This window comes from Massilia sp. TWR1-2-2, assembly GCF_049897565.1.
Classification (GTDB): Bacteria; Pseudomonadota; Gammaproteobacteria; order Burkholderiales; family Burkholderiaceae_D; genus JAFCUW01.
In genome coordinates this window covers 22494-46883 of the sequence record NZ_JAFCWM010000030.1, presented here as the reverse complement: position 1 = coordinate 46883, position 24390 = coordinate 22494, and the positions used below count along the sequence as shown (strand labels likewise).

Here is a 24390-nt window from a genome sequence, read left to right as displayed (position 1 = left end):
GGTTACAAAAAGCGGTCGAGAATCTTGCGGCTGTGCTTGTCGATGGTGAACATGTTGCGCACCAGGAAGTGGATGCCGTGGTTGTCGGCCACCAGCAGCGACGCGTCGCCGATGCGGCGGATGTCGCCCTCGTCCTTGAGGACGAATTCGGTATCGCCGCGGTCGGTCTTGACGAACCAGGTGCACGGCGTGGCGTAGCTGCTGACGCTGGCAATGTGGCTGATCTCGGGCATGAACTCGCGCCCGTTCAGTTCTTCCTGCAACAGCGCGCGGATCGGCGGCGGCAGGTCGGCCAGGTCGTCGATCCACGCCACTTCCTTGCCGTCGTGCAGCACCAGCGAGATGCCTTGCGATGGCGACTGGATCGGAAAGGCGCGCACCGGCGACACGCCGTGGTGCAGCACGCCGTCGTCGGCGGTAAGTTCGAGCGCGCCGAAACTGTCGCGGCTTAACTGAAATGTGCTGGTCGCCATTTTATTCGTCCTTGTCGTCGATGTCGCCGTCGACGTTGCGCGCCTGCGCCTCGTACAGCCGGTAGTAGGCGCCTTCGCGCGCCATCAGCTCGTCGTGGCTGCCCTGCTCCACCACCACGCCGCGGTCGAGCACGACGAGCCGGTCGGCGCGATGCAAGGTCGACAAGCGGTGCGCGATGGCGATCGTGGTGCGGCCCTGCACCAGGTTGTCGAGCGCCTTCTGGATTTCCTTTTCGGTTTCCGAGTCGACCGACGAGGTGGCCTCGTCCATGATCAGGATGCGCGGGTCGATCAGCAGCGCGCGCGCGATCGAGATGCGCTGGCGCTCGCCGCCGGACAGGCCCTGGCCGCGCTCGCCGACCATCGAGTCGTAGCCTTGCGGCAGGCGCAAGATGAATTCGTGGGCGTGCGCCGCGCGCGCCGAGGCGATGATCTCTTCGCGGCTGGCGCCAGGCTTGCCGTAGGCGATGTTCTCGGCGATGGTGCCGAAAAACAGGAACGGCTCCTGCAGCACCAGGCCGATGTTGCGGCGGTAATCGGACACGGCGAACGAGCGGATGTCTACGCCATCGAGCAAGATGGCGCCTTCGGAGACGTCGTAGAAGCGGCAGATCAGGTTGACCAGCGTGCTCTTGCCCGAGCCGCTGTGGCCGACCAGGCCGACGAATTCGCCGGCCTTGATGTTGAGCGTGATGCCGCGGTTGACCGCCCGGTTGCCATAGCGGAAACCGACTTCGCGCAGGTCGATGCGTCCCTCGATGTTGTCGAGCTTGACCGGGTTGGCCGGCTCCGGCACGCTCGACACATGGTCGAGGATGTCGAAGATGCGCTTTGCCGCGGAGGCCGATTTCTGCGTGACCGACACGATGCGGCTCATCGAATCGAGCTTGCCGTAGAAGCGGCTGCTGTAGGTGATGAACAGGGTCAGCACGCCGACGGTGATCTCGCCCGTCGACACCTGGAAGATGCCAAACACCCACACCACCAGCAGGCCGAGCTCGGTCAGGAACGACACCGTCGGCGAGAACAGCGACCACACCTTGTTGAGCTTGTCGTTGACGGCGAGATTGTGCTTGTTGGCTTCGCGGAAACGGACTGCCTCGCGCTTTTCCTGGGCGAACGCCTTGACCACGCGGATGCCGGGAATCGTGTCGGCCAGCACGTTGGTCACTTCACCCCACACGCGGTCGATCTTTTCGAAGCCGGTGCGCAGGCGGTCGCGCACCAGGTGGATCATCCAGGCGATGAATGGCAGCGGCACCAGCGTGATGACGGCGAGCATCGGATTGATCGAACAGAGGATCACGCCGGTCATGATAATCATCAGCACGTCGGAGGCGAAGTCGAGCAGGTGCAGCGACAGGAACACGCAGATGCGGTCGCTGCCGCTGCCGATGCGCGACATCAGGTCGCCGGTGCGCTTGCCGCCGAAAAATTCGAGCGACAGCTTCATCAGGTGTTCGTAGGTGGCCGAACGCAGGTCCGCGCCCATCCGTTCCGACACCAGCGCCAGCACGTACGTCTTCCACCAGCCCAGCAGCCACGCCAGCACGGCCGCGCCAAGCAGGCCCGACATATATAACCACACCAGGTTCTGGTCGACCGGCTGGCCGTTCTGGAACGGAATGAGCACGTTGTCCATCAGCGGCATCGTCAGGTACGGCGGAATCATGTGCGCGGCGGTGCTGGCGAGCATCAGGAAAAAGCCCAGCCCCAGCTGGCCCTGATACGGCTTGGCAAAGCGCCACAGGCGGAACAGGGTCCACGTCGACGGCGGCGTGTACAGCACCTTGGTGCAGATCGGGCACTCTTCCTCGTCCGGCTCGAGCGGCGCCTTGCAGCTCGGGCAGACGTTCTGTTCCGGCTTTGCTACCTGCCGCCCGCTGGCGTAGCTGTGCTGCTGCTCGCGGAAATGGTCGAGCACGCGGATCGCCTGCAGGTTCTGCCCCAGCGTGAAGCGCCAGGCGGCCAGCCGGCCCTGCTGGTCGAGCAGTTCGAGGTGGCCGACGCCGGCGTGATCGTGGTGCTTGAGCTGCAGGCCGGGCCGGTAGCTCCACTCGCGCCACTCCGATTCGCCCGGTGCGCGCGCGATCAGGCGGCGGTCGGTGACGACGACGATGCCCTTGGTAAAGCGCAATTTCGCATCGAGGTCAACCTCGACGCTGGTTAAAACGTTCTCCCCTGGTAAGAGTTTTTTCTCGACGTCAGGCAACCACTGATCGGGCAGGAAACTGGCCGCAACCGGGAGCAGCGCTGGGGAAACTAGTTGTTGAGATGTCATTGTCGTGCCGCCCGTTACAGGCAAGTGTTCTCGGAATAAGGGAAAATGCAAAAAAGGGGACGGACACCGCAAGCGCATCCAGACTGGCAGAAATTGGTTCGGCGCGGTAAGCTTCGTTACAGCAAGTATACAACAGGAAGTGCCTCAGGAAGCCCCGGTTTCCTCGGGTGCAGCCAGATGCAGTCAAACACAGGCACAGCCTCAGCACGGCCGGCGCCGGCGGCCGTTATCAAGAAATAATCTACATGATCAAGACGAAAGACCTTGCCCTGCTCCGCGTGACGCATCTGCGCGGCCCCAACATCTGGACTTACCGCCCGGTCATCGAGGCGGTGGTCGATATCGGCGCGCTGGAAGAATTGCCGTCGAACCTGATCCCGGGGCTGTACGAGCGGCTGGTCGACTCGCTGCCGGGCCTGGTCGTGCACCGCTGCGGCGTCGGCGAGCACGGCGGCTTCCTCGAGCGCCTGCGCGAAGGCACCTGGGCCGCCCACATCCTCGAACACGTGGTGCTGGAACTGCAAAACCTGGCCGGCATGCGCACCGGTTTCGGCAAGACGCGCTCGACCGGCGACACCGGCATCTACAAGATGGCGTTTCGCACCCGCGACGAACATGTTGGCCTGGCGGCGCTGGCCGCCGGCCGCGAGCTGCTGCTCGCCGCCATCGACGGCGCCGCATTCGACCTCGCCGCCAGCGTGGCGAAGCTGAAGGAACTGGTCGACGAGCACTGCCTGGGTCCGTCGACCGCGCACATCGTCGAAGCGGCCACCGAGCGCAAGATTCCGTCGATCCGCCTGACCGACGGCAACCTGGTGCAGCTGGGCCACGGCGCCGCGCAGCGCCGCATCTGGACCGCCGAAACCGACCGCACCAGCGCCATTGCCGAGAGCATCGCCAGCGACAAGGACCTGACCAAGACGCTGCTCAAGTCGTGCGGCGTGCCGGTGCCGGAGGGCGCGCTGGTGCGCAGCGCCGAACAAGCGTGGGAAGAGGCGCAGGACATCGGCCTGCCGGTAGTGGTCAAGCCGTACGACGGCAACCACGGGCGCGGCGTGTCGCTCAACCTGATGAGCGAGGCCGACGTCGTCGCCGCCTACCACCTCGCCAGCCGCAAGGGCGACAGCAAGAGCGTGCTGGTGGAGCGCTTCATCGCCGGCGACGAGCACCGCATCCTGGTGGTCGGCAAGCAGGTGGTGGCCGCCGCCAAGGGCGAGTCGCTGTGGGTCACCGGCGACGGCGCCGCCAACATCATCGCGCTGGTCGACGCCCAGATCAACACCGACCCGCGCCGCGGCAGCGGCGAGGATTCGCCGCTGAACGCGCTGGCGCCGGAAAAAGGCGCCGAGATCATCCTCGAACTGGAACGCCAGGGCATGACGGCGTACTCCGTCCCCCTTAGCGGCCAGAAGGTGCTGATCCAGCCGAACGGCAACGTCTCGCTCGACGTCACCGACAACATCCATCCGTCGATCGCCGATGCGGCGGCGCTGGCCGCGCGCGTGGTGGGCCTCGACATCGCCGGCGTCGACCTGGTGTGCGAAGACATCTCGCGCCCGCTCGACGAGCAGCGAGGCGCCATCATCGAAGTCAATGCCAGCCCTGGACTGCTGGCGCACCTGAAGCCGGCCAACGGCCAAGCCCGGCCGGTCGGCACCGCCATCATCGCGCACCTGTTCGAGCCGGGTGACAGCGGCCGCATCCCGATCGTCGGCGTCACAGGCACGCTTGGCACGAGCCTGATCGCGCGCCTGCTCGGCTGCCTGGTCAACCTGACCGGCGTGCACGTCGGCGTCGTCAGCGGCCAGGGCATGTATCTCGACCACCGCAAGGTCGTCAGCGGCGACTGCATCAATTGGAAAACCGGCCAGCGCCTGCTGATCAACCGCACCCTGAACGCCGCCGTCTTCGAGAGCAACGCGCGGATGATCCTGGCCGAGGGCCTGGCCTACGACAAGTGCCAGGTCGGCATCGTCACCGACATGGAGGGCATGGCGGACCTTGCCGAGTTCTACATCCGCGACGCCGACGACATGGCCAACGTGGTGCGCACCCAGGTCGACGTGATCCTGCCGCACGGCGCCGCCGTGCTCAACGCCGACGACGCTGCGGTGGCCGAACTGGCCGACCTGTGCGACGGCGAAGTCATTTTCTATGCCGTCGATCCGGACAACGCGGTACTGGTTCGCCAGCGCGCCGACGGCAAGCGCGCCGTGTTCGTGCGCGCCGGCGCCATCGTGCTGGCCAGCGGCGCCGACGAAACCGCCCTGCTGCCGCTGGCGGCACTCAAGAGCGCCACCGCGAAGTACCCTGCCAGCGTGCTGGCGGCGGTGGCCGCGGCGTGGGCGCTCGACGTCGAGCCGGCGCTGCTGGCCGCCGGCCTGCGCACCTTCGACGCCAGTCCAAAACAATCGACTCATTAATCTAATTAACTAAGCAGGACAGGAACACGGTTTATGCAAGTATCACGCGTACGGGCGCTGCGAGGCCCCAACCTCTGGAGTCACCACACGTCGGTGGAGGCGATCGTCGCCTGCACCCCGGACGAAGAGTGGGTCGGCAACCTCGCCGGTTTCGAAACCCGCCTGCGCGCACGCTTCCCGGCGCTGTCGCCGCTGCAGCCGACCGGCCACAACGACACCATCCCGATGGCCCACGTGCTCGAACTGGCTGCGCTCGACCTGCAGGCGCAGGCCGGCTGCCCGGTGACCTTCAGCCGCACCACGTCGACGATGGAGCCCGGTATCTTCCAGGTGGTCGTCGAATATTCCGAAGAAGCCGTCGGGCGCCTGGCGCTCGAGCTGGCCGAGCAGCTGGTCAAGGCCGCCAGCGGCGACACCGCGTTCGACATCGAAGCGGCGCTGGCGCAGCTGCGCGAGCTCGATGAAGACGTGCGCCTGGGGCCATCGACCGGCGCTATCGTGCAGGCCGCGGTGGCGCGCAACATCCCGTTTCGCCGCCTGACCGACGGCAGCCTGGTGACGTTTGGCTGGGGCAGCCGCCAGCGCAAGATCCAGGCCGCCGAGATCGACCGCACCGGCGCCATCGCCGAAGCGATCGCCCAGGACAAGGAACTGACCAAGAAGCTGCTCGACGCGGCCGGCGTGCCGGTGCCGCACGGGCGCGTGGCGCTCGACGCCGACGACGCCTGGGCCGCCGCGCTCGAGATCGGCCTGCCGGTGGTAATCAAGCCGAAGGACGGCAACCAGGGCAAGGGCGTCACCGTCAACATCACCACCAAGGAACAGATGCACGCCGGCTTTGCCGCGGCATCGGAATTTCGCGACGATATCCTGGTCGAGCGCTACCTGCCCGGCAACGACTTCCGCCTGCTGGTCGTCGGCGGCAAACTGATCGCCGCCGCGCGCCGCGATCCGCCGCAGGTAACCGGCGACGGCGTGCTCACCGTGCGCCAGCTGGTCGACCGCGTCAACCTCGATCCGCGCCGCGGCAACGGCCACACCACGCCGCTGACGAAGATCCGCTTCGACGACATCGCGCTGGCCAGCCTGGCCACCCAAGGTTATCAAGCTGATTCGGTGCCGCCGCGCGGCGGGCGCGTCATCCTGCGCAACAACGCCAACCTGTCGACCGGCGGCGCCGCCACCGACGTCACCGACGACGTCCATCCGGAAGTGGCCGCGCGCGCGGTCGCCGCGGCCCACATGGTGGGCCTGGACATCTGCGGCGTCGACCTGGTGTGCGACAGCGTGCTCAAACCGATCGAAGAACAAGGCGGCGGCGTGGTCGAAGTGAACGCCGCGCCGGGCCTGCGGATGCACCTGTCGCCCTCCTTCGGCAAGGGCCGCCCGGTCGGCGAAGCGATCATCTCGTCGATGTTCGACGATGGCGACGACGGCCGCATCCCGGTCATCGCCGTCACCGGCACCAACGGCAAGACCACCACGGTGCGCCTGATCGCGCACCTGCTCACCGCCGGCGGCCTGCGCACCGGCATGACCAACACCGACGGCGTCTACATCGAAGGGCGTCGCATCGACAGCGGCGACTGCAGCGGCCCGCGCAGCGCGCGCAACGTGCTGCTCCATCCCGACGTCGACGCCGCCGTTTTCGAAACCGCGCGCGGCGGCATGCTGCGCGAAGGCCTCGCGTTCGACCGCTGCCAGGTCGCCGTGGTGACCAACATCGGCGCGGGCGACCATCTCGGCCTGAACTACATCACCACCGTCGAAGACCTGGCGGTGCTCAAGCGCGTCATCGTGCAGAACGTCTCCGACCACGGCATGGCAGTGCTCAACGCCGCCGATCCGGTGGTGGTCGGCATGGCCGAGAACTGCCGCGGCGCCGTTACCTTCTTTACCGCCGACGTGCAGCATCCGGTGATGTCGATGCACCGCGCGCGCGGCCATCGCGTGGTCTACGTCGAGAACGGCCAGCTGGTCGCGTCGCAAGGCAAGACGATCTACACGGCCCCGCTGTCGGACGTGCCGATCACGCGCAACGGCACCATCGGCTTCCAGGTCGATAACGTGCTCGCTTCGGTGGCGGCGGCGTGGGCGGTGAACATGACGTGGGAATCGATCCGCGCCGGCCTGAAGTCGTTCGCCAGCGAGAACGACAACGCGCCGGGCCGCTTCAACGTGTTCGACTACCGCGGCGCGACCGTGATCGCCGACTACGGCCACAACCCCGACGCGATCTCCGCGCTGGTCGGCGCCGTCGAAAGCATGCCGGCCAAGCGCCGCTCGGTGGTGATCAGCGGTGCCGGCGACCGCCGCGACGAAGACATCCGCCAGCAGACCGAGATCCTCGGCGCCGCCTTTGACGACGTGCTGCTGTACCAGGATGCCTGCCAGCGCGGGCGCGAAGACGGCGAAGTGCTCGGCCTGCTGCGCGAAGGCCTGGCCGGCGCCGCGCGCACCACGCACATCGACCAGATCAATGGCGAATTCATCGCCATCGACACGGCACTGGCGCGGCTGGCGGAAGGCGACTTGTGCCTGATCCTGATCGACCAGGTCGACGAAGCGCTGGCACATATCGCGGCGCGCATCGCCGAGGGTTGAGATGACCCGAATCGCGGACCTGACCGGTTCAAGGGGCCTCGCGCGAGGCGTTAAAAGCCATTCGCCGGTAACCGAAGTGCGCTTGTACGGTTCTCGCGCCAAAGGCAATTTCCGCCAGTCTTCGGAGATTGACCTGTCCATCATGGACGAGGCCGTGACGGATGCGGATTTATTGATAATCGAAAACGACATCGACGATCTGCTTTTGCCGTACTCAGTGGACCTTTGCTTGTTTCGCCAAATCGACAATCCCGCTCTGACCGAACACATTCTTAGAAATGGGAAAGTTCTCTACGCCGCCAACGCGTGATCCTCATGAAGTCCTTGGCGACATGCCATTGCGCTTGGGTTCGCTCAGTACCGCTCTCCCGCCATCGCCCTATCCTGAATGCAGCTTATTGCCCTGGAGGCTGCCATGCTGGATTTCTCGCTGGAATCAACTACCGACTACCACGCCGCCGCCGATTCGACGGCGCCGCGTGGCCCGACGGCGCGCGCGCCGGCAGACCGCCGCGGCGCCGCGCAAAACGTGCCGGCAACTTCAACATCGCTGAAACGCCAGCGCCGTCGCCACGATAATTTGAACATGGGCAAGCAAACACCGCTCGAGTGGTAAGCCCGGCCGGCTTCGGCCAGCGCGCCACGCTCGATTGATGTGCATCAGGTGACGCCCGCGCCGGTGGCGCAAGGTAGATTGGTATGGCGCGTGCGCGTGCCGATCGACCCGAGGTGACCACATGGAAAAGCCCTGGCTGCGCAGCTACCCGCCCGACGTGCCGGCCGAGGTCGACACGGCCGCATTCCGCTCGCTGCCGGCGCTCGTTGCGCCTTCGGTCGCCGCCTGGCCCGACCGCGACGCGTTCGCCAACCAGGGCGCCGCCCTGACGTACCGGCGCTTCGACCAGCAGGCGCGCGCGTTTGGCGCCTACCTGCGGCACACGGCCGGCCTGCAGCAAGGCGACCGGGTCGCCATCATGCTGCCGAACCTGCTGCAATATCCGGTCGCGCTGTTCGGCGCGCTGCACGCCGGCTGCGTTGCGGTCAACACCAACCCGCTGTACAGCGCGCGCGAACTGCTGCACCAGCTGGTCGACTCCGGCGCCACCTGCATCGTGGTGCTGGAAAATTTCGCCCATATCGTGCAGCAGGTGCTGCCGTCGACCTTGGTGCGCATCGTCATCACCACCAGGGTCGGCGACATGCTGCACCTGCCGCGCGCGCTGCTGACCAATTTCGTCGTCGCCCACGTCAAGCACATGGTGCCCGAATGGCACATCGACGGCGCGCTCGACTTTAACGACGTGCTGCGCGCCGGCGCCGCATTGGACATGTCCGCGGTGGCAATCAACGGCGCCGACACTGCCCTGCTGCAATACACCGGCGGCACCACCGGCGTGCCGAAGGCGGCCGTGCTGAGCCACGCCAACCTGGTGGCCAACGTGCTGCAGACCGAGGCATGGGTGCGCGGCGTGCTCACGCCCGGGCGCGAGGTGGCGCTGGTGCCGCTGCCGCTGTACCACATCTTCGCGCTGACCTGCACACTGGCGTTCATGCGGCTGGGCGCGACCAACGTGCTCGTCACCAACCCGCGCGACCTGCCGGCACTGGTCAAGGAGATGAAGCACACCAGGCCGAGCACGATCGTCGGCGTCAACACGCTGTTTCGCGCGCTGCTCGACACGCGCGGCGTGGAAGACGCCGCCACCGGCACGCTGAAGCTGGCGGTAGCCGGCGGCATGGCGATGCAGCGCAGCGTGGCCGAACGCTGGCAGCAGCGTTTCGGCGTCCACGTCACCGAGGGCTACGGCCTGACCGAGACGTCGCCGATCGTCTGCGCCAACCGGCTCGACGCGGGCCACTTCACCGGCGCCATCGGCCTGCCGATTCCGTCGACCGAAGTTGCCATCCTCGACGACGCCGGCACGCCGCTGCCGCTGGGCGAACCGGGCGAAATCTGCGTGCGCGGCCCGCAGGTGATGCAGCGCTACTGGAACAATCCGGACGAAACGGCGATGGTGTTCGCGCCCGGCGGCTGGCTGCGCACCGGCGACATCGGCGCCATGGACGAGCAGGGCTACGTGCGCCTGCTTGACCGCAAGAAAGACATGATCATCGTCTCCGGCTTCAAGGTGTTTCCGAACGAGGTCGAAGAAGTGGTGGCGGCCCACCCGGGCGTGCTCGAAGCGGTGGCGATCGGCGCGGCGGACGAGCGCTCCGGCCAGGTCGTCAAGGTGGTGGTGGTGCGCAAGGACCCGCACCTCGCCGAAGCCGACCTGATCGAACATTGCAGGGCCAACCTGGCAGCCTACAAGGTGCCGAAAATTGTCGTGTTTCGCGACGAGCCGCTGCCGAAATCGAACGTCGGCAAGATCCTGCGGCGCGCCGTCATCGAGCAGGAGGGCAGCGTGGCTACCGGTTAATTCGTGCACGGCGTCCGGCCGCCTCAGCGGGGACCATGCGTGCGTCCGCCACAGGCGATGCGGCGCAAAATACTAGCCCGATCCACTGCCAGGACATGATCATGAACAGCACAGACGATTCCTCCGCGCCCAACGCGTGCCTTGACGCCGCGCGACGGCTTGAAACGGCGCTCGGCGCGCTGGCCGAGGCGATGGGCGAAGTCGAGCGCGTCGCGGCGATGACGGGACACTCGACCTACATGGCGCAGGTCGTCGCCGAGCGCGCCAGATGGCACCAGCTGGAATCGATCACCCAGCCGGTGGAGACACTGGCGGCCACGCTGGCCAGCCCCGAATCGACGCAGCGCATGCTGCAGCTGCTGGCGCCGTCGATTGTGTTTCCCGCGGCCACGCCGATACAGATCGACATCAGCGGCGAAGCGCTGTCGCGCGCCCGCCGCACGGCCGAGATGCACAAGGAAAATCTGCGCAAGCTCATCGCGACGGAGCTTCGCCGCATCGCAGCGCGTGGCGACGCCGGCTAGCCGGCGTCGGCGTGGGCGGCGACGACGTAGTCGATGAACGCGCGCACTTTGAGCGCCAGGTGTTTGCCAGGCATGTAGACGGCGTGCACGGCGCCGCCATACGGTTCGCACAAGCGCCAGTCCGGCAATACCTGCACCACCCGGCCTGCCGCCAAGGCGGCGCGCGCCGTAAAGTCCGGCACCAGGCCGATGCCACCGCCCGCTTCCACCATCGCCAGGATCGCCGCGCTGTTGTTGATCGTCACGCGCGCCGGCACGCTGACGCTGACCACGCTGTCGCCGCGCTGCACCGTCCAGGGGCCGTCGAACGGGGCGCCGACGTGGCTGCAGCGGTGCGCGGCGAGCGCCTCCGGGGTGAGCGGCGCGCCGTGCTCGGCCAGGTAGCCGCGCGAGGCCACCAGCAGGTAGCGCATCGCGCACAGCGGCCGCGCCGCCAGGCCCGGCGCCACTTCGGCGGTGATGCGGATGGCCAGGTCGGCGCCGTCTTCGATCAGGTCGACAATGCGGTCGACCAGGGTCAGGTGCACATTGACTTCCGGATACAGCGCCAGAAAGCCCGGCAGCTTCGGCGCCAGCCACACCTGGCCGAACGCGACCGGTGCGGTGACGCGGATGACGCCGTTGGGCCGCGCGCTGTAGTTGCCCGCCAGCGCATGGATTTCGCGCGCGGTGCCAAGCATGCGCGCGCACGCGGCATGCACGTGCCCGCCCAGCTCGGTGAGCGCCAACGAGCGCGTCGTGCGTTGCAACAGCCGCCCGCCGAGGTGCGCCTCCAACCGCGACACATGGCGGCTGACCGCCGACGTGGTCAGCCCGAGCTGGCGCGCGGCGGCCGAAAAGCCGCCGCTGTCGACGACCTGCGCGAAGATCGCCATTTCCCGCAACATCTGCATCTTTCGACCCTCACCATTGCGTTTGCTTCAACAATCCTTTGCATTTTAACTGAATTGTGTACATGGCGAATTAGAACGATACTGGCTTCACACTTAACACTGAGGAGAACACGATGATCAAGCAGCGCAACCTGGGTACAAACGGGCTGGCCGTTTCGGCACTGGGACTCGGATGCATGGGCATGAGCACCGCCTACGGCCCGGCCGACGAGGCCGAGTCGATCGCCACGATCCGCCGCGCGATCGAACTGGGCGTGACCCTGTTCGACACGGCCGAAGTATATGGGCCCTACGACAACGAACTGCTGCTGGGCCGGGCGCTGCAGGGCCGGCGCAACGACGTCGTCATCGCCACCAAGTTCGGCTTCAAGCTCGATGGCAGCGACAGTACCGGCCTCGACAGCCGCCCGGCACATATTCGCGAGGCAGTGGAAGGATCGCTCAAGCGCCTCGGCACCGACTACATCGACCTGCTGTACCAGCACCGGATCGACCCGCAGGTGCCAATCGAGGACGTGGTCGGCGTCATGGCCGACCTGGTTCAGCAAGGCAAGGTGCGCTTCCTCGGCTTGTCGGAGGCTGGCGTCGGCAATATCCGCCGCGCCCACGCAGTCCATCCGATCAGCGCGCTGCAAAGCGAGTACTCGCTGTGGGAGCGCAACCTGGAGGCGGACGTGCTGCCGGTGCTGCGCGAGCTCGGCATCGGCCTGGTGCCGTTCAGCCCGCTTGGACGCGGCTTCCTGAGCGGAACCGCGAAACGGGCCGAAGAGTATCAGGAATCGGACTTCCGCCATCTCGACCCGCGCCTGCAGGGCGCCAACTACGATGCCAACATGGCGGCAGCGTCGGTGGTGCGGGACATGGGTGCGGCGAAAGGGGTGACGCCGGCACAGATTGCGCTGGCGTGGGCGCTGCACAAGGGCGAGGACATCGTGCCGATTCCCGGCACCAAGCGCCGCGCATATCTTGAAGAAAACGTTGCCGCCGCCGACATCTCGCTCAGCGTGGCGGACATGGCGCAACTCGAAGGCGCCCTGTCGATCGTCGCCGGTCCGCGCTACAACGCAGCGCGGATGGCGACGGTCGACCGCTAACGGTCAGACAGGCTGCGCCGGCATCGTTCGCCGGCGCGTGCTGGCCGCAACGATCAGGCGCGTTTGCGGCGCGACAGTGCCAGGCCACCCAGCGCAAGGCCGATCAGTGCAACGGTACCTGGCTCTGGCACGGTGCCTCCGGCGGCGCCGCCGCCGCCAGCCGCTGAATTGGCGGCGAAGAAGGTCTCATTGCCGCCGCTAAAACCGGTCGCCAGCGCGGACAGGCCGAGGCGGAACTGTTGGAAGCCCGCCTGACTGAACACGTTTTGCTGCGCTTCGAGCGCTTCGGCCTGGTTCAGTCCAAACACAAAGCCCGAATTGCCGATGCCCGACTGCGTCGACAGGTTGTTGTAGGCCTTGTCCAGATTCGCGACGAACCGGGCGACGCCGGTCAGATCATAAATGGTCAGCGTCAGGCCGGTCAGATTGATCAGGTTGTCATTCTCGGTCGCGTTGAAAACGACGCGCAGCGTGCTGCCGCTGGTGATGCCAAGTTGACCCAGCGAACGCGTCTGCGTTTGCGAGTTGCCAGTCTTGGCATCGGTGCCGGTGATGAAGTCGCCCGTTGCGGCATAGCCGACGCCGCCAGCCTCGGACGCGGCATTGTTGCGGCCCTGGATGGTCAGGATGGTGTTGACGGCGCCGAGGCCGGTGCCGCCAAAGTTCTCAGGCGCGATGAGAATGAGACTGGCATGGCTGGCGCTTGCGCTAGCGAATAACACAGCGGCGGCCGCGATCTTGCGAAATGTAAAGTTTTTCATAATTTCCTCTCAGATATAGTTGGTTGTGGTTTCACATAAAGCATAAACTGTTCCTGATACTGAACATCGTTTAACATCAACGACTTATAATTAATTTATAGCAACATTACAATCTGATGTAAAGAAATTCGACATTATCTGCAATAGTAACTTGTTGATTTCATTTCCAATTGTCATTATTTAATCAAGATAATGCTGAGGCGGATAAATGTTATTCAGCAACGGAGTGATGTTTTGCAGTACCATCCATTTTTCCTATTTAATCTGATCATTCTGTCTTCGGTCACACGATTGCACTGCCGTGCGGCCCGGCCGTCGAGGCAGCATCGGGGAAAAGGAAAGGGATGAACACGGCAGCACGAGATCAATTCGCCGGAGCGGATGAAGGCTTTCTCATCGAGGCCGACGCCGTAATCGGCCAGCCACCCGGTATGCGGATCGGCGCCAATGAACAAAAACACCCAACCGATTTGATGCGACTGGTCGGCGCCGCTGTCGCGGTTGCGCCAATGGACGCGCGCCACGCCGTGCTCGTCGCCTTCCAGTCCGGTGATTTCGGTGTGCGCATGCACGACGATGTTGGGCAAGGCGGCGATGCGCTCGACCAGGTAGTTCGACATGCTGGCGGCCAGGCCGTCGCCGCGAATGACGACGTGCACGCGCGCCGCGTGGCTGTTTAGGCAGCAAATGAGAGCACAACAATAAGCCGCCTAGTGCGGCTTTTTAGTTATCGCGAGAACACAGTCTCTTGCGTCACGTCGAGCCGTCGATTGTTTCCGCACAGAACCTTATCCAGAGGATTCGCCACAGTAGAAATTTAACTACTGGAGGAACGATGCCTTTCGTTTTTAAAAATGTCGATCAGCTGCAGCATCAACAAAAGGCCGGCGACGGCGGTTGCGCCGCTCTCATCAAGAAGTACATCCCGGCGCTCGCCGAGGTGCATACTAGCCGCTGGCGCGCCGGGGAGCTAGTGGTCGACGTCAATCACCTTCCACGCGGCACCGCAATTGCCACCTTCGTCAACGGGCGCTATCCAGGCTTGAAGACAGGCAATCACGCCGCACTGTATATCGCTACGGCCGGTGCCGGGTTCCACGCTATGGAGCAGTTTTTGGCCAAGAGGCGGATAGGCCGGCGCCGGATCGAGCCAGGCCACACCACGCGCGCCGCCGTCCTGTTTACCAGCCTGAGCGATTCAGCCCAGGCGTTCCACGTGATCGAACTATGATGCGCCCATTGCACTGGACTACCGCCTTGGCGGCCCTCGCGTTGACCGGTGCAGCCCACGGGGCACCGGTTGTATGTCCTCCGCTTCTACATGGTGTTGGCGTCACGGCGGCACCGGCCGGCTGGAAGGCGCTTGCTCCGGCGCCCGCGCGCCTGGCCGAGGGAGGCTTAATGCGCGGCGATCCGCAGCGCCACGCATACTTGCGGGGCGATGACCGCAAAGTGCGGAACGGCAGCACATCGGTAAGCAGGTTCGAGGCCGGAGAAGAGAAGTGGCTGTGGTGCGGCTATGGCGCAACATCGGCGCTTCAAATCGCCAAACGCCTGCCTGATGTGGCGACCAGCTGCACGGTAACGCGTCGGGAGCGTGGACTCACCGTTGATATCTCGGCAAACTGCCGCTAGCCCGACAATTCGCGCGGCTGCTCAGCCATTACCGGAACCGCCCATCCCTGCTGATGGCCGGCGAGCTCGGATCATTCTGCTCCCCGATACTTTCAGAGCGCTGCAACAGCATGCGGCCATTGTGCATGGACACCAACATGCGAAACCCAGTCAAATTTTCGGCCACGGAAGGCGGCGGCTGCGTCGTCACGTTCAGGGATATTCCGGAGGCGATCACGCAAGGCGACAATGAGGCAGAGCCTGGTCAATGGCAACAGACGCGTTTGAGCAATCGATCCCGCCGCGCTGTTGCTGATCAACCATGTTCGTGATTTCTCCGGCGTGGTTCGCCCGTTCAGCAGTTTCGACGGATGAGCAGCCCGAAAGCGGTAAAATGCCGGCATACACCCGGGCCGCCAGCGCCATACCGATAAAGAAGAAATGAGCACAGTTCCTACCGAAATCAACGCAGCCGCCATCAAGAACGGCGCGGGCGAAAAGCACACGCCCATGATGCAGCAGTACCTGCGCCTGAAGGCCGACTATCCGACCATGCTGCTGTTCTACCGCATGGGCGACTTCTACGAGCTGTTCCACGAGGATGCCGAAAAGGCGTCGCGCATCCTCGGCATCACGCTGACCGCGCGCGGTGCCTCCAACGGCAATCCGATCAAGATGTGCGGCATCCCGTTCCATTCGCTCGATCCGTACCTGGCCAAGCTGGTCAAGCTGGGCGAGTCGTGCGCCATCTGCGAACAGATCGGCGACCCGGCCACCAGCAAGGGCCCGGTCGAGCGCAAGGTCATGCGGGTCGTCACGCCAGGCACGCTGACGGACGCCGACCTGCTGCCGGAAAAAGCCGAACGCCCGCTGCTGGCCATATGCATGATCAGCCAGCGCAAGATCGTCACCACCGGCCTGGCCTGGCTGTCGCTCGCGTCGGGCGCACTCAAGCTGATGGAGTTCTCGGGCGACAGCCGCACCGTCGGCGTGCGCCTGCAGCAGGAACTCGAACGCATCGCGCCGGCCGAAATCCTGCGCGGCGACGGCGCCGACCTCGGTGACCTGTTCGCCGACAAGGAGATGGCGCACACGCAGCGGGTGCCGGACTGGCACTTCGACGTCGTCGGCGGCCACAAGGCGCTGCTCGACCAGCTGGCCGTGGCCACCCTCACCGGCTTCGGCGCCGATGGCCTGGGCGCCGCGTTCGGCGCCGCCGGCGCGCTGCTGCGCTACGCCCAGTCGACCCAGGGTCGCGGCCTGCAGCACGTGCGCAGCCTGACGACCGAATCGGAAAACGAATTCATCGGCCTCGACGCGGCCACCCGCCGCAACCTCGAACTGACCGAAACGATCCGCGGCCAGGAGTCGCCGACGCTGTTCTCGCTGCTCGACCAATGCCGCACGGCGATGGGCTCGCGCATGCTGCGCCACTGGCTGCATCACGCGCGGCGCGACCAGGACGTGGCGCGCGCGCGGCATGCGGCAATCGGCGCGCTGGCCGCCAGCGACACCAGCGGCGCCCTCGCCGCCACGCTCGGCCAGGTGCCCGACATCGAACGCATCACCACGCGCATCGCGCTGCTGTCGGCGCGCCCGCGCGACCTGGCCTGCCTGCGCGATGGCCTCAAGCAGCTGCCGGCCCTGCGCCGCAGCGTGCAGCAGTGTTTTATCGCCGGCGAAGCGAGCCTGCTGGCGGCCGTGCACGACGCGCTGGCAACGCCCGATGCCTGCCTGGACCTCTTGAGCCGCGCGGTGGCGCCAGAGCCGGCGGCGATGGTGCGCGACGGCGGCGTATTCGCACGCGGCTTCGACGCCGAACTCGACGAACTGCGCGGCCTGTCGGAAAACGCCGGCCAGTTCCTGGTCGACCTCGAGACGCGCGAGCGCGCCCGCACCGGCATCGCCAATCTGCGCGTCGAATACAACAAGGTCCATGGCTTCTACATCGAAGTCACGCACGGCCAGACCGACAAGGTGCCGGACGACTACCGCCGCCGCCAGACGCTGAAGAACGCCGAGCGTTACATCACGCCGGAGCTGAAGGTGTTCGAGGACAAGGCACTGTCGGCGCAAGACAAGGCGCTGGTGCGCGAGAAGCTGCTGTACGACCAGCTGCTGGCCGACCTGGCGCCGCACATCGCCAGCTTGCAGACGATCGCGCAGGGCCTGGCGCAGCTCGACACCCTGACCGCCTTGACCACCCACGCGCTGCAGCACAACTGGTCGGCGCCGCAGCTGGTGGCCGAGCCGTGCCTGGATATCCGCGAAGGCCGCCATCCTGTGGTTGAGAACCAGATCGAGCGCTTCATCGCCAACGATTGCTGCTTCTCGGACGAGCGCCGGCTGCTGCTGATCACCGGCCCGAACATGGGCGGTAAATCGACCTTCATGCGCCAGGTCGCGCTGATCACGCTGCTGGCCTACATCGGCAGCTACGTGCCGGCCGCCAGCGCCACGATCGGCCCGGTCGACCGCATCTTCACGCGCATCGGCGCCACCGACGACCTGGCCGGCGGCCGCTCGACCTTCATGGTCGAGATGACCGAGTCGGCCGCGATCCTGAACGGCGCCACCGAGCATTCGCTGGTGCTGATGGACGAAGTCGGGCGCGGCACGTCGACCTTCGACGGCCTTGCGCTGGCGTGGGCGATCGCGCGCCACCTGATCGACGCGTCGCGCAGCTTCACGCTGTTCGCCACCCACTACTTCGAACTGACCCAGCTGCCGGAGAGCCACCCGAGCGCGGCCAACGTGCACCTGTCGGCGGTCGAACACAAGGACAGCATCGTGTTCCTGCACGCGGTGCAGCCCGGGCCGGCCTCGCAGAGCTACGGCCTGCAGGTCGCGCAGCTGGCCGGCGTGCCGCAAGGCGTGATCAAGGCGGCGCGCAAGCACCTGGCGCGGCTCGAGTCGCAGGCGCTGGCAACAACGCCGCAGCTGGACCTGTTCGCGCTGCCATGCGTCGAGCCGGAGGCAGATGACGACACGGCCGCCGGCGACGGCGCGCCGGCCGGCAGCGCGCTGCTGGCGGCGCTGGCGGCGATCGACCCTGACGCGTTGACGCCGCGCGAAGCGCTCGACCAGCTGTACCAGCTCAAGCGCTTGTCCGCGTGATGGCCCGCTACCTGCAGTTTGCAGCTGCCGTGGCAGCCCTGGCGGTGCACGGCGCCTTGCTGGCCGAGCCGAAGGATCCGGACCGCCATCAGTTCGGCGTCATCGGCCACAGCTTTAACAACGGCGGCGACGAGGCAAAGCTGAAGCGCGCGATTGCCGACGAAAGCGAGTCGGCGCTGGCGTTCGTCGTCGTCACCGGCATCAAGGGCGAGAAGGAGCCTTGCAGCGACAAGCTGTACGAGCGGCGGCGCGAGATGTTCGACGACGCCAAGCGGCCGATGATCGTCGTGCCGGGATCGAGCGACTGGAGCGAATGCAAAAACACCGCGGGCCGCTCGACCGCGATCGAACGCCTGAACCGCCTGCGCGAGCTGTTCTTCAGCGAGCCAACCTCGCTCGGCGCGCGCAAACTGCCGGTGACGCGTTTGTCGGCCAGCGCCAAGTTCCGCACCTATGCCGAAAACGCGCACTGGGAAGTGGGGGACGTGCTGTACGCGACCGTCAACCTGCCGGCCAACAACAACCATTTTCGTCCGGAGGCCGGCCGCAACAGCGAGTACGAGGACCGGCTGGTGGCCAACCGTTTTTGGCTGAACCGCCTGTTCGCCATGGCCAGGCGCGAGAAGCGCGAAGCGATCGTGCTGTTTTCGGAGGGCGACGTAAAGGCGCTGGAGCAGCCGCGCGGTTTTCGCGCCCTGCTCGGCCGCGCCACTACCCGGCGCGACGGCTTCGACGAGCCGCGCCGCCAGATCGCCACACTGGCGCAGAAATTCAACGGCAAGGTGCTGCTGATCGACACGGCGGCCAACAACGACACCACGCCGGATATCGAATGGCGCGGCAACCTGGGCCATCTGAGCCTGGGATCGGGTGCGGTGGAAGTGAAGGTGACGCCTGGGGCGGCGGTACCGTTTACGCTGAAGAATGCAGCGGACGGGAAGTAGGTGTCACTGATCTGAGGTGGTAGTGGTTCCCGCGCAGGCGGGAACCCCTACTGAGTTTGCTTTAGCCTACACCGCTGTTAATGCACCGGGTGGGTACGGAACTCGTCGCCGGCATCGCCTTCGTCGTCATCGCCATGATGGTGACCATGCGCGCCATGCACGTGCTCGTGCGTGATCTCTTCGTCGGTTGCGGCGCGCACGTCGATGACGGACAGCTCGAAGCGCAGCGCCATGCCGGCCAGCGGGTGGTTGCCGTCGAGGACGACCTTGTCGTCGGCAATGTCCGTGACGGTGAAGATCATCGCATCGTCGCCGGCGTCGGCCGAATCGGGCATGCCTTCGAACTGCATGCCCACTTCGAGCGGCTCAGGCAGGCGATTGCGCGGCTCGACCTTGACGAGCGCAGGGTCGTAGTCGCCAAAGGCGTCGTCCGGCTCGATCTGCAGGGTCGACGTATAGCCGACTTCCTTTCCATCGAGCTCTTCTTCAATCTTCGGCAGCGTATTTTCGTATCCGCCGTGCAGGTAGACCATGGGCTGACTGCCGTCCTCGATCAGGTTGTTCTGGGCGTCCGACAGCTTGTAGTTGACCGTGACTACTGTGTTCTTGGCAATCTTCATAGTGCAATCCTTTCATCGTTTTAGCAGGCAGATTATACCTCCGACCACGTCGCCACCCCATACAAGCATGGTTATAATGACGCATGAAAAAAATACCCCTGCTCGGCGACATCACGCCCGCCCAGTTCTTACGTGATTACTGGCACAAGAAACCCCTGCTGATCCGCCAGGCCATCCCCGGTTTCAAGCCGGTGTTGCCGTTCGACGCGCTGGCCAAGATGGCCACCGAGAACTTCATCGAGTCGCGCCTGATCACCCACTTCGACGGCGAATGGGATATGCAGCACGGGCCGCTGGCCGAGTTGCCGGAGCGCACGCGCAAGCAATGGACGATGCTGGTGCAAGGCGCCAACCTGTACGACGCCCGCGCCGACGCGCTGCTGCGCCAGTTCCGCTTCATTCCCGATGCCCGGCTCGACGACCTGATGATCAGCTTCGCCACCGACGGCGGCGGGGTCGGCCCGCATTTCGATTCGTACGACGTGTTCCTGCTGCAGGCGCAAGGCAAGCGGCGCTGGCGCATCGGCGCCCAGAAAGACCTGTCGCTGGTCGACGGCATGCCGCTGAAAATTCTGAAAAACTTTGAGGCGCAGGAAGAATTCGTGCTCGAACCGGGCGACATGCTATACCTGCCGCCGCACTACGCCCACGATGGCGTGGCCGAGGGCGAATGCATGACGTATTCGATCGGCTTCCGCTCGCCGTCCTACCAGGAACTGGGCGAAGCGTTCCTGCAGTTCATGGCCGATTCGATCGACTTGCCGGGCCGCTACGCCGACCCGGACCTGGAAACGTCGAACAAACCGGCAGAAATTCCGCGTCACATGCTCGCCACCATCACCGAGGAAATCAACAAGGTGCGCTTCACCGAGGAGGACGTCACCATCTTCGTGGGCGAACACTTGTCCGAGCCGAAGCACAATGTATTCTTCAAGGGGCCGAGCAAGCCGCTGACGATGGGCCGCTTCATGGAGGCGCTGGCCAAGCGCGGCGTGGCGCTGTCGCTGAAGACCCAGATGCTGTACCGCGGCAAGCATGTGTTCATCAACGGCGAATCGTTTGCCGTCGGTCGCGCCGACAAGCTGTTGCTCGACACGCTCGCCAACAGCCGCGCGCTGAGCGGCAGCGCCCTGGCCGGCGCCTCGGACGACGTCATCGAAGCGCTGTACACCTGGTACCAGGATGGCTGGGTCGAACTGGCCTGAAGGAATCGCTGACATGGAACAGTCCGTTGCCCACCGCTTCAGCACGCACCTCGAGTTCGGCGCCCGCTTTCGCGAATGCATCGCGCGCTCGCAGACGACGCTGCAGCTGTTCGACCCGGACTTCCGCGTCTTCCCGCTCGGGCTTGCCGACGTCGATGCGGCGCTGCGCCATTTCCTCACCGGCGGCGGATCGATCCAGCTGGCGATGCACCGCAGCGAACATATCGAGCGCTCCTACCCGCGCTTCGTGCGCCTGCTGCGCGACTTCAACCACCACATCGAATGCCGCGCCACCGGCAGCGGCCTGCGCCATCTGACCGATTCATTTTGCATCGGCGACGGCGTGCATATCGTGCGCCGCTTCCACAGCGATCACATGCGCGGCGAAGCGGCGTTCGACGCGCCAGCCGCCACCGAGATCAGTGCCGAGCGCTTTAGCGGCATCTGGCTCGAGGCGCGCCCTTGCCTGCATCCGACCACAACAGGTCTATAGTGTTTCATCGCGATCGCCGAATATAATTTGGCGAAGATGTTGAAAACCGAGCAATTGATTGATTGTACATGTTTTGTTACAAAATGAAGCTTTGTCAGGACCTAAAAACTTCCATAAAAGCATCTTTCGCCTATTGCGAAGCACCAAATTTCGCTATAATATCGGGTTAGGAAGTTTCCGTTGTCTGTCAAGCACCATTACAGGTATGAAAGCTAACGAGAATTCCCTAAAGAGCGATAATTACCGGTAATTATTCATCGCAATACCGTTGTCTACTTTTGAATTATTAAGGAAAACCCATGAAAAAATCTTTGCTGATCATCTCCCTGATGGCTGTTGCTTTGGCTGCTTGCAGCAAAAAAGAAGAGCCAGTAGTTGTTGCTCCAGCTCCAGTAGTCGAAGTTGCTCCAGCTGCTCCAGTTGCTGCTCCTGCAACTGACACCGCTGCTGCAAACGCTTCGGTTGCTGCATCGGCTGCTGCTGACGCTGCTGCTGCTGCTTCGACCGCTGTGTCGGCTGCTTCGACGGCTGCTTCGGCTGCGTCGGCTGCTGCATCGGCTGCAAACAAGTAATTCGTTTCATGGAAAAGCCGGCCTTTGGGCCGGTTTTTTTACGCCTGTTGCTTTTGCGATGTCACCAAAAGCTGGTGTCAGGTCTGACATTAAGACATTCACACGCGAATGTCTTAATGTCAGACCTGACACCGGTACGTGACACCAGTACGACAGCATCGGGACGTAAAAAAACCGGCCAGTGGCCGGTTTTTTTGTGGGCAAGCGCTGTCGGTTACTTCAGCTCGTCGCCCAGCAACTTCAGGATCTTGGCGCCGGTGCCGGTCGATTCCGGCTTGCCGTCGTTGGCTTGCACCATCACCTGGCTCGCCGCGCCATTCGCGTCGGCCTTGACCGTGATGCGATAGCGTTGCGCTTCCTTCTCTTTGTCGGCCGCGCTGCCGAACGTCAGCAGGCGCTTCAGGAAGCCGGTGCTGCCGGCCGCGTCCGGATCGACGTAACGGACGAAATAGACGCCATTGACGCGGTCGCGGTCTTCGACGGTAAAGCCGACCCGGTCGAGCGCCAGGCCGACACGGCGCCAGGCGCGGTCGAACCCTTCGTCGACTTCGACGTAGCTGCCGACGCCGCTGCCGACCAGCTTGGCGTGCTGTGGCTGCGCCGGCGCGTTGGCGACGACCGTCTCGGTCGTCTTGACGTCCGGGGCGCCCGTCATGCGCGCCATCAGCTTGGCCAGCATGGCCGATTCCAGCCCCGGGTCGTTCGGCCGCACGGTCCAGGCGGTAATTTCCTTCTGCGGGCCGGTCAACACTTCTTCGGCGCCGCGGTGGCTGATGTAGATCTCGGTGCCGCCGTCAGGGGCGCGCTCGAGGCGGGTGCGGAACTTGTCGCGCTCGCCCGTCGAGTAGGCCGAATCGATCACGCGGCCGAGCGTGCGGCGCAGGATGTCTTGCGGGATCTTCGAGCGGTTTTCCGCCCAGTCCGTTTCCATCACGCCGGTCGCCTGCGACTCGGTGGCGACGGTAAAGCCGGCGTCATTCCAGAATTGCTTCAGCTGCGGCCACACCTGCTCCGGGGTCTGCTTGACCACCAGCCACTTCTGATTGCCGTTGCGCTCGACACGGACGGCCGCGTTGCCGGCCACGCCGATGGCACTGCCGGGAGTGGCCACCGGCGCGCCGACGCTGCCGGCGCCGCCTGCGGTTTGCTGCTGGTAGCCCGAGGCGGTGGCGATACCGCGGCCGTCAGGCACCGCGTAGCGGTTATCCTTCTGCAGCTGCGTCAGGTCCGGCGGCACGTCCAGCGCCGCGGCCTTCTTGGCGGCGCGGTAGTCGAGCTTGTCGGATTCCATCACCGAGCCGATCATACCGCAGCCGCTGAGGCTGACCATGAGCGCGGAAAGAACGAAGCCGCGGGTGGCGGCAGGGGTAAATGTCTTGCGAATAGTCATGTCGTAACTGGGTAAAAGCTGCGAGCAGCTGGTGTCAGAAATAAATCCCGAACCTTGCGGTTCAGGCGTGTGGAAGGACACCCGCTTCGCGCAGGGCGGCGCGGACGGTGTCGTGGAATTCGCTTGCTAACGGCGCCAGCGGCAGGCGCAAGCCGGCCGGCATCAAGCCCATTTCCGCCATCGCCCATTTGACCGGGACCGGATTCGGTTCGACGAACAACTTGGCATGCAGCGGAATGACGCGGTTGTTGATTTCGATGGCGCGCGCGATGTCGCCGCTCATGGCGGCGGCACACAGTTCGTGCATCGCGCGCGGCGCCACGTTGGCGGTCACCGAAATGTTGCCGGCGCCGCCGAGCAGCATCAGCGCAATCGCGGTCGGGTCGTCGCCGGAATACAGGGCGAACGATTTCGGCGCCAGGCGCAGCAATTCAGCGGCGCGGCCGATGTTGCCCGTCGCGTCTTTCAGGCCGACGATGTTCGGGATCGCGGCCAGACGCAGCACCGTATCGTTCGCCATGTCGGCCACCGTACGGCCCGGCACGTTGTACAGGATTACCGGCAGGTCGACCGCTTCGGCGATCGCCTTGAAGTGGCGGTACATGCCTTCCTGGCTCGGGCGGTTGTAATACGGCACCACCTGCAAGGTCGCGTCGGCGCCGACTTGCTTGGCGTGACGGGTCAGCTTGATCGCTTCGTCGGTCGAATTGCCGCCGGTGCCGGCGATGATCGGGATGCGGCCCTTCGCGTGCTCGACGGCCAGCTTGACCAGCTCGCCATGCTCTTCGACGCTGACGGTGGCGGACTCGCCCGTGGTACCGACGATCACGATGCCATCGGTGCCTTCGGCGATGTGCCAGTCGATCAGCTTGCGCAAGCCGGGAAAGTCCAGACTGCCGTCTTCGTGCATCGGTGTGACGATTGCTACTATGCTGCCCTTGATCATAATTTCGCGGCTGTGA

22 protein-coding genes are annotated in these 24390 nt (G+C 65.0%); 14 read left to right on the top strand and 8 right to left on the bottom strand.

Annotation, left to right across the window (positions count from 1 at the left end; translation table 11 throughout):
* Window positions 1-2: 2 nt before the first annotated feature.
* Both ACP7DD_RS22185 and ACP7DD_RS22180 read right to left on the bottom strand, forming a co-directional pair.
* Window positions 3-473, bottom strand: coding sequence for a DUF1854 domain-containing protein (locus ACP7DD_RS22185; protein ID WP_426177008.1), 471 nt, complete (start codon window positions 471-473; stop codon window positions 3-5).
* A gap of 1 nt (window position 474) precedes the next feature.
* Window positions 475-2754, bottom strand: coding sequence for an ABC transporter transmembrane domain-containing protein (locus tag ACP7DD_RS22180; RefSeq protein ID WP_426177007.1), 2280 nt, complete (start codon window positions 2752-2754; stop codon window positions 475-477).
* A gap of 245 nt (window positions 2755-2999) precedes the next feature.
* On the opposite strand from ACP7DD_RS22180, the gene cphA (ACP7DD_RS22175) reads away from it, so the two are divergent.
* The 6 genes from cphA (ACP7DD_RS22175) to ACP7DD_RS22150 all read left to right on the top strand — a co-directional run bounded on the left by cphA (ACP7DD_RS22175) (window position 3000) and on the right by ACP7DD_RS22150 (window position 10725).
* Window positions 3000-5177 (top strand): cyanophycin synthetase, encoded by a 2178-nt coding sequence (gene cphA, locus ACP7DD_RS22175; protein WP_426177006.1) that lies wholly within the window; start codon window positions 3000-3002, stop codon window positions 5175-5177.
* A gap of 33 nt (window positions 5178-5210) precedes the next feature.
* Window positions 5211-7781 (top strand): cyanophycin synthetase, encoded by a 2571-nt coding sequence (gene cphA / locus ACP7DD_RS22170; protein ID WP_426177005.1) that lies wholly within the window; start codon window positions 5211-5213, stop codon window positions 7779-7781.
* A gap of 1 nt (window position 7782) precedes the next feature.
* Window positions 7783-8091 (top strand): nucleotidyltransferase domain-containing protein, encoded by a 309-nt coding sequence (locus ACP7DD_RS22165; RefSeq protein ID WP_426177004.1) that lies wholly within the window; start codon window positions 7783-7785, stop codon window positions 8089-8091.
* 105 nt (window positions 8092-8196) lie between these two features.
* Window positions 8197-8397 carry a hypothetical protein gene (locus ACP7DD_RS22160; RefSeq protein WP_426177003.1) on the top strand — a complete coding sequence of 67 codons (201 nt, stop codon included), beginning with the start codon at window positions 8197-8199 and terminating at the stop codon, window positions 8395-8397.
* A 121-nt stretch (window positions 8398-8518) separates the two neighbouring features.
* Window positions 8519-10201, top strand: coding sequence for an AMP-binding protein (locus tag ACP7DD_RS22155; RefSeq protein WP_426177002.1), 1683 nt, complete (start codon window positions 8519-8521; stop codon window positions 10199-10201).
* Window positions 10202-10302: 101 nt separating this feature from the next.
* The gene (locus ACP7DD_RS22150; RefSeq protein WP_426177001.1) at window positions 10303-10725 is read left to right on the top strand and encodes a hypothetical protein; all 423 of its coding nucleotides are present in this window, start codon (window positions 10303-10305) and stop codon (window positions 10723-10725) included.
* Here the strand turns inward: ACP7DD_RS22150 and ACP7DD_RS22145 are convergent.
* Entirely contained in the window at window positions 10722-11618 is an 897-nt protein-coding gene (locus ACP7DD_RS22145; RefSeq protein WP_426177000.1) for a LysR family transcriptional regulator, read from the bottom strand. The genes ACP7DD_RS22150 and ACP7DD_RS22145 overlap by 4 nt on opposite strands.
* Before the next feature lie 113 nt (window positions 11619-11731).
* Between ACP7DD_RS22145 and ACP7DD_RS22140 the strand changes: the two genes are divergently transcribed.
* Window positions 11732-12712 (top strand): aldo/keto reductase, encoded by a 981-nt coding sequence (locus ACP7DD_RS22140; protein ID WP_426176999.1) that lies wholly within the window; start codon window positions 11732-11734, stop codon window positions 12710-12712.
* Window positions 12713-12765: 53 nt separating this feature from the next.
* On the opposite strand, the gene ACP7DD_RS22135 is transcribed toward ACP7DD_RS22140, so the two are convergent.
* A complete protein-coding gene (locus ACP7DD_RS22135; protein ID WP_426176998.1) occupies window positions 12766-13473 on the bottom strand; it encodes a PEP-CTERM sorting domain-containing protein in 708 nt (235 codons plus the stop codon).
* Between the two features lie 215 nt (window positions 13474-13688).
* The gene (locus ACP7DD_RS22130; protein WP_426176997.1) at window positions 13689-14132 is read right to left on the bottom strand and encodes an NAD(P)/FAD-dependent oxidoreductase; all 444 of its coding nucleotides are present in this window, start codon (window positions 14130-14132) and stop codon (window positions 13689-13691) included.
* Window positions 14133-14308: 176 nt separating this feature from the next.
* On the opposite strand from ACP7DD_RS22130, the gene ACP7DD_RS22125 reads away from it, so the two are divergent.
* The 4 genes from ACP7DD_RS22125 to ACP7DD_RS22110 all read left to right on the top strand — a co-directional run bounded on the left by ACP7DD_RS22125 (window position 14309) and on the right by ACP7DD_RS22110 (window position 19148).
* Window positions 14309-14704 (top strand): BPSL0067 family protein, encoded by a 396-nt coding sequence (locus ACP7DD_RS22125; protein ID WP_426176996.1) that lies wholly within the window; start codon window positions 14309-14311, stop codon window positions 14702-14704.
* Window positions 14701-15108: an STY0301 family protein gene (locus ACP7DD_RS22120; RefSeq protein ID WP_426176995.1), complete on the top strand. Its 408-nt coding sequence runs from the start codon at window positions 14701-14703 to the stop codon at window positions 15106-15108. Before ACP7DD_RS22125 ends, ACP7DD_RS22120 begins: the two co-directional genes overlap by 4 nt.
* Before the next feature lie 420 nt (window positions 15109-15528).
* Window positions 15529-18204, top strand: coding sequence for a DNA mismatch repair protein MutS (gene mutS / locus ACP7DD_RS22115; protein ID WP_426176994.1), 2676 nt, complete (start codon window positions 15529-15531; stop codon window positions 18202-18204).
* Window positions 18204-19148, top strand: a complete 945-nt coding sequence (locus tag ACP7DD_RS22110) for a hypothetical protein (protein WP_426176993.1) — start codon at window positions 18204-18206, stop codon at window positions 19146-19148. Before mutS ends, ACP7DD_RS22110 begins: the two co-directional genes overlap by 1 nt.
* Before the next feature lie 77 nt (window positions 19149-19225).
* On the opposite strand, the gene ACP7DD_RS22105 is transcribed toward ACP7DD_RS22110, so the two are convergent.
* Window positions 19226-19768: an FKBP-type peptidyl-prolyl cis-trans isomerase gene (locus ACP7DD_RS22105; RefSeq protein ID WP_426176992.1), complete on the bottom strand. Its 543-nt coding sequence runs from the start codon at window positions 19766-19768 to the stop codon at window positions 19226-19228.
* An 83-nt stretch (window positions 19769-19851) separates the two neighbouring features.
* Here ACP7DD_RS22105 and ACP7DD_RS22100 point away from each other — a divergent pair, with 83 nt between their 5' ends.
* The 3 genes from ACP7DD_RS22100 to ACP7DD_RS22090 all read left to right on the top strand — a co-directional run bounded on the left by ACP7DD_RS22100 (window position 19852) and on the right by ACP7DD_RS22090 (window position 22038).
* A complete protein-coding gene (locus tag ACP7DD_RS22100; protein ID WP_426176991.1) occupies window positions 19852-20973 on the top strand; it encodes a JmjC domain-containing protein in 1122 nt (373 codons plus the stop codon).
* A 13-nt stretch (window positions 20974-20986) separates the two neighbouring features.
* The gene (locus ACP7DD_RS22095; protein WP_426176990.1) at window positions 20987-21466 is read left to right on the top strand and encodes a hypothetical protein; all 480 of its coding nucleotides are present in this window, start codon (window positions 20987-20989) and stop codon (window positions 21464-21466) included.
* 299 nt (window positions 21467-21765) lie between these two features.
* On the top strand, window positions 21766-22038 hold the full coding sequence (locus ACP7DD_RS22090; RefSeq protein WP_426176989.1) for a hypothetical protein: 273 nt from the start codon (window positions 21766-21768) through the stop codon (window positions 22036-22038).
* A 214-nt stretch (window positions 22039-22252) separates the two neighbouring features.
* Here the strand turns inward: ACP7DD_RS22090 and bamC are convergent, their stop codons facing one another.
* Together bamC and dapA are read right to left on the bottom strand one after the other, a co-directional pair.
* Entirely contained in the window at window positions 22253-23428 is a 1176-nt protein-coding gene (gene bamC, locus ACP7DD_RS22085) for an outer membrane protein assembly factor BamC (protein WP_426176988.1), read from the bottom strand.
* A gap of 61 nt (window positions 23429-23489) precedes the next feature.
* The gene (gene dapA, locus ACP7DD_RS22080; protein ID WP_426176987.1) at window positions 23490-24374 is read right to left on the bottom strand and encodes a 4-hydroxy-tetrahydrodipicolinate synthase; all 885 of its coding nucleotides are present in this window, start codon (window positions 24372-24374) and stop codon (window positions 23490-23492) included.
* Window positions 24375-24390: the final 16 nt, after the last annotated feature.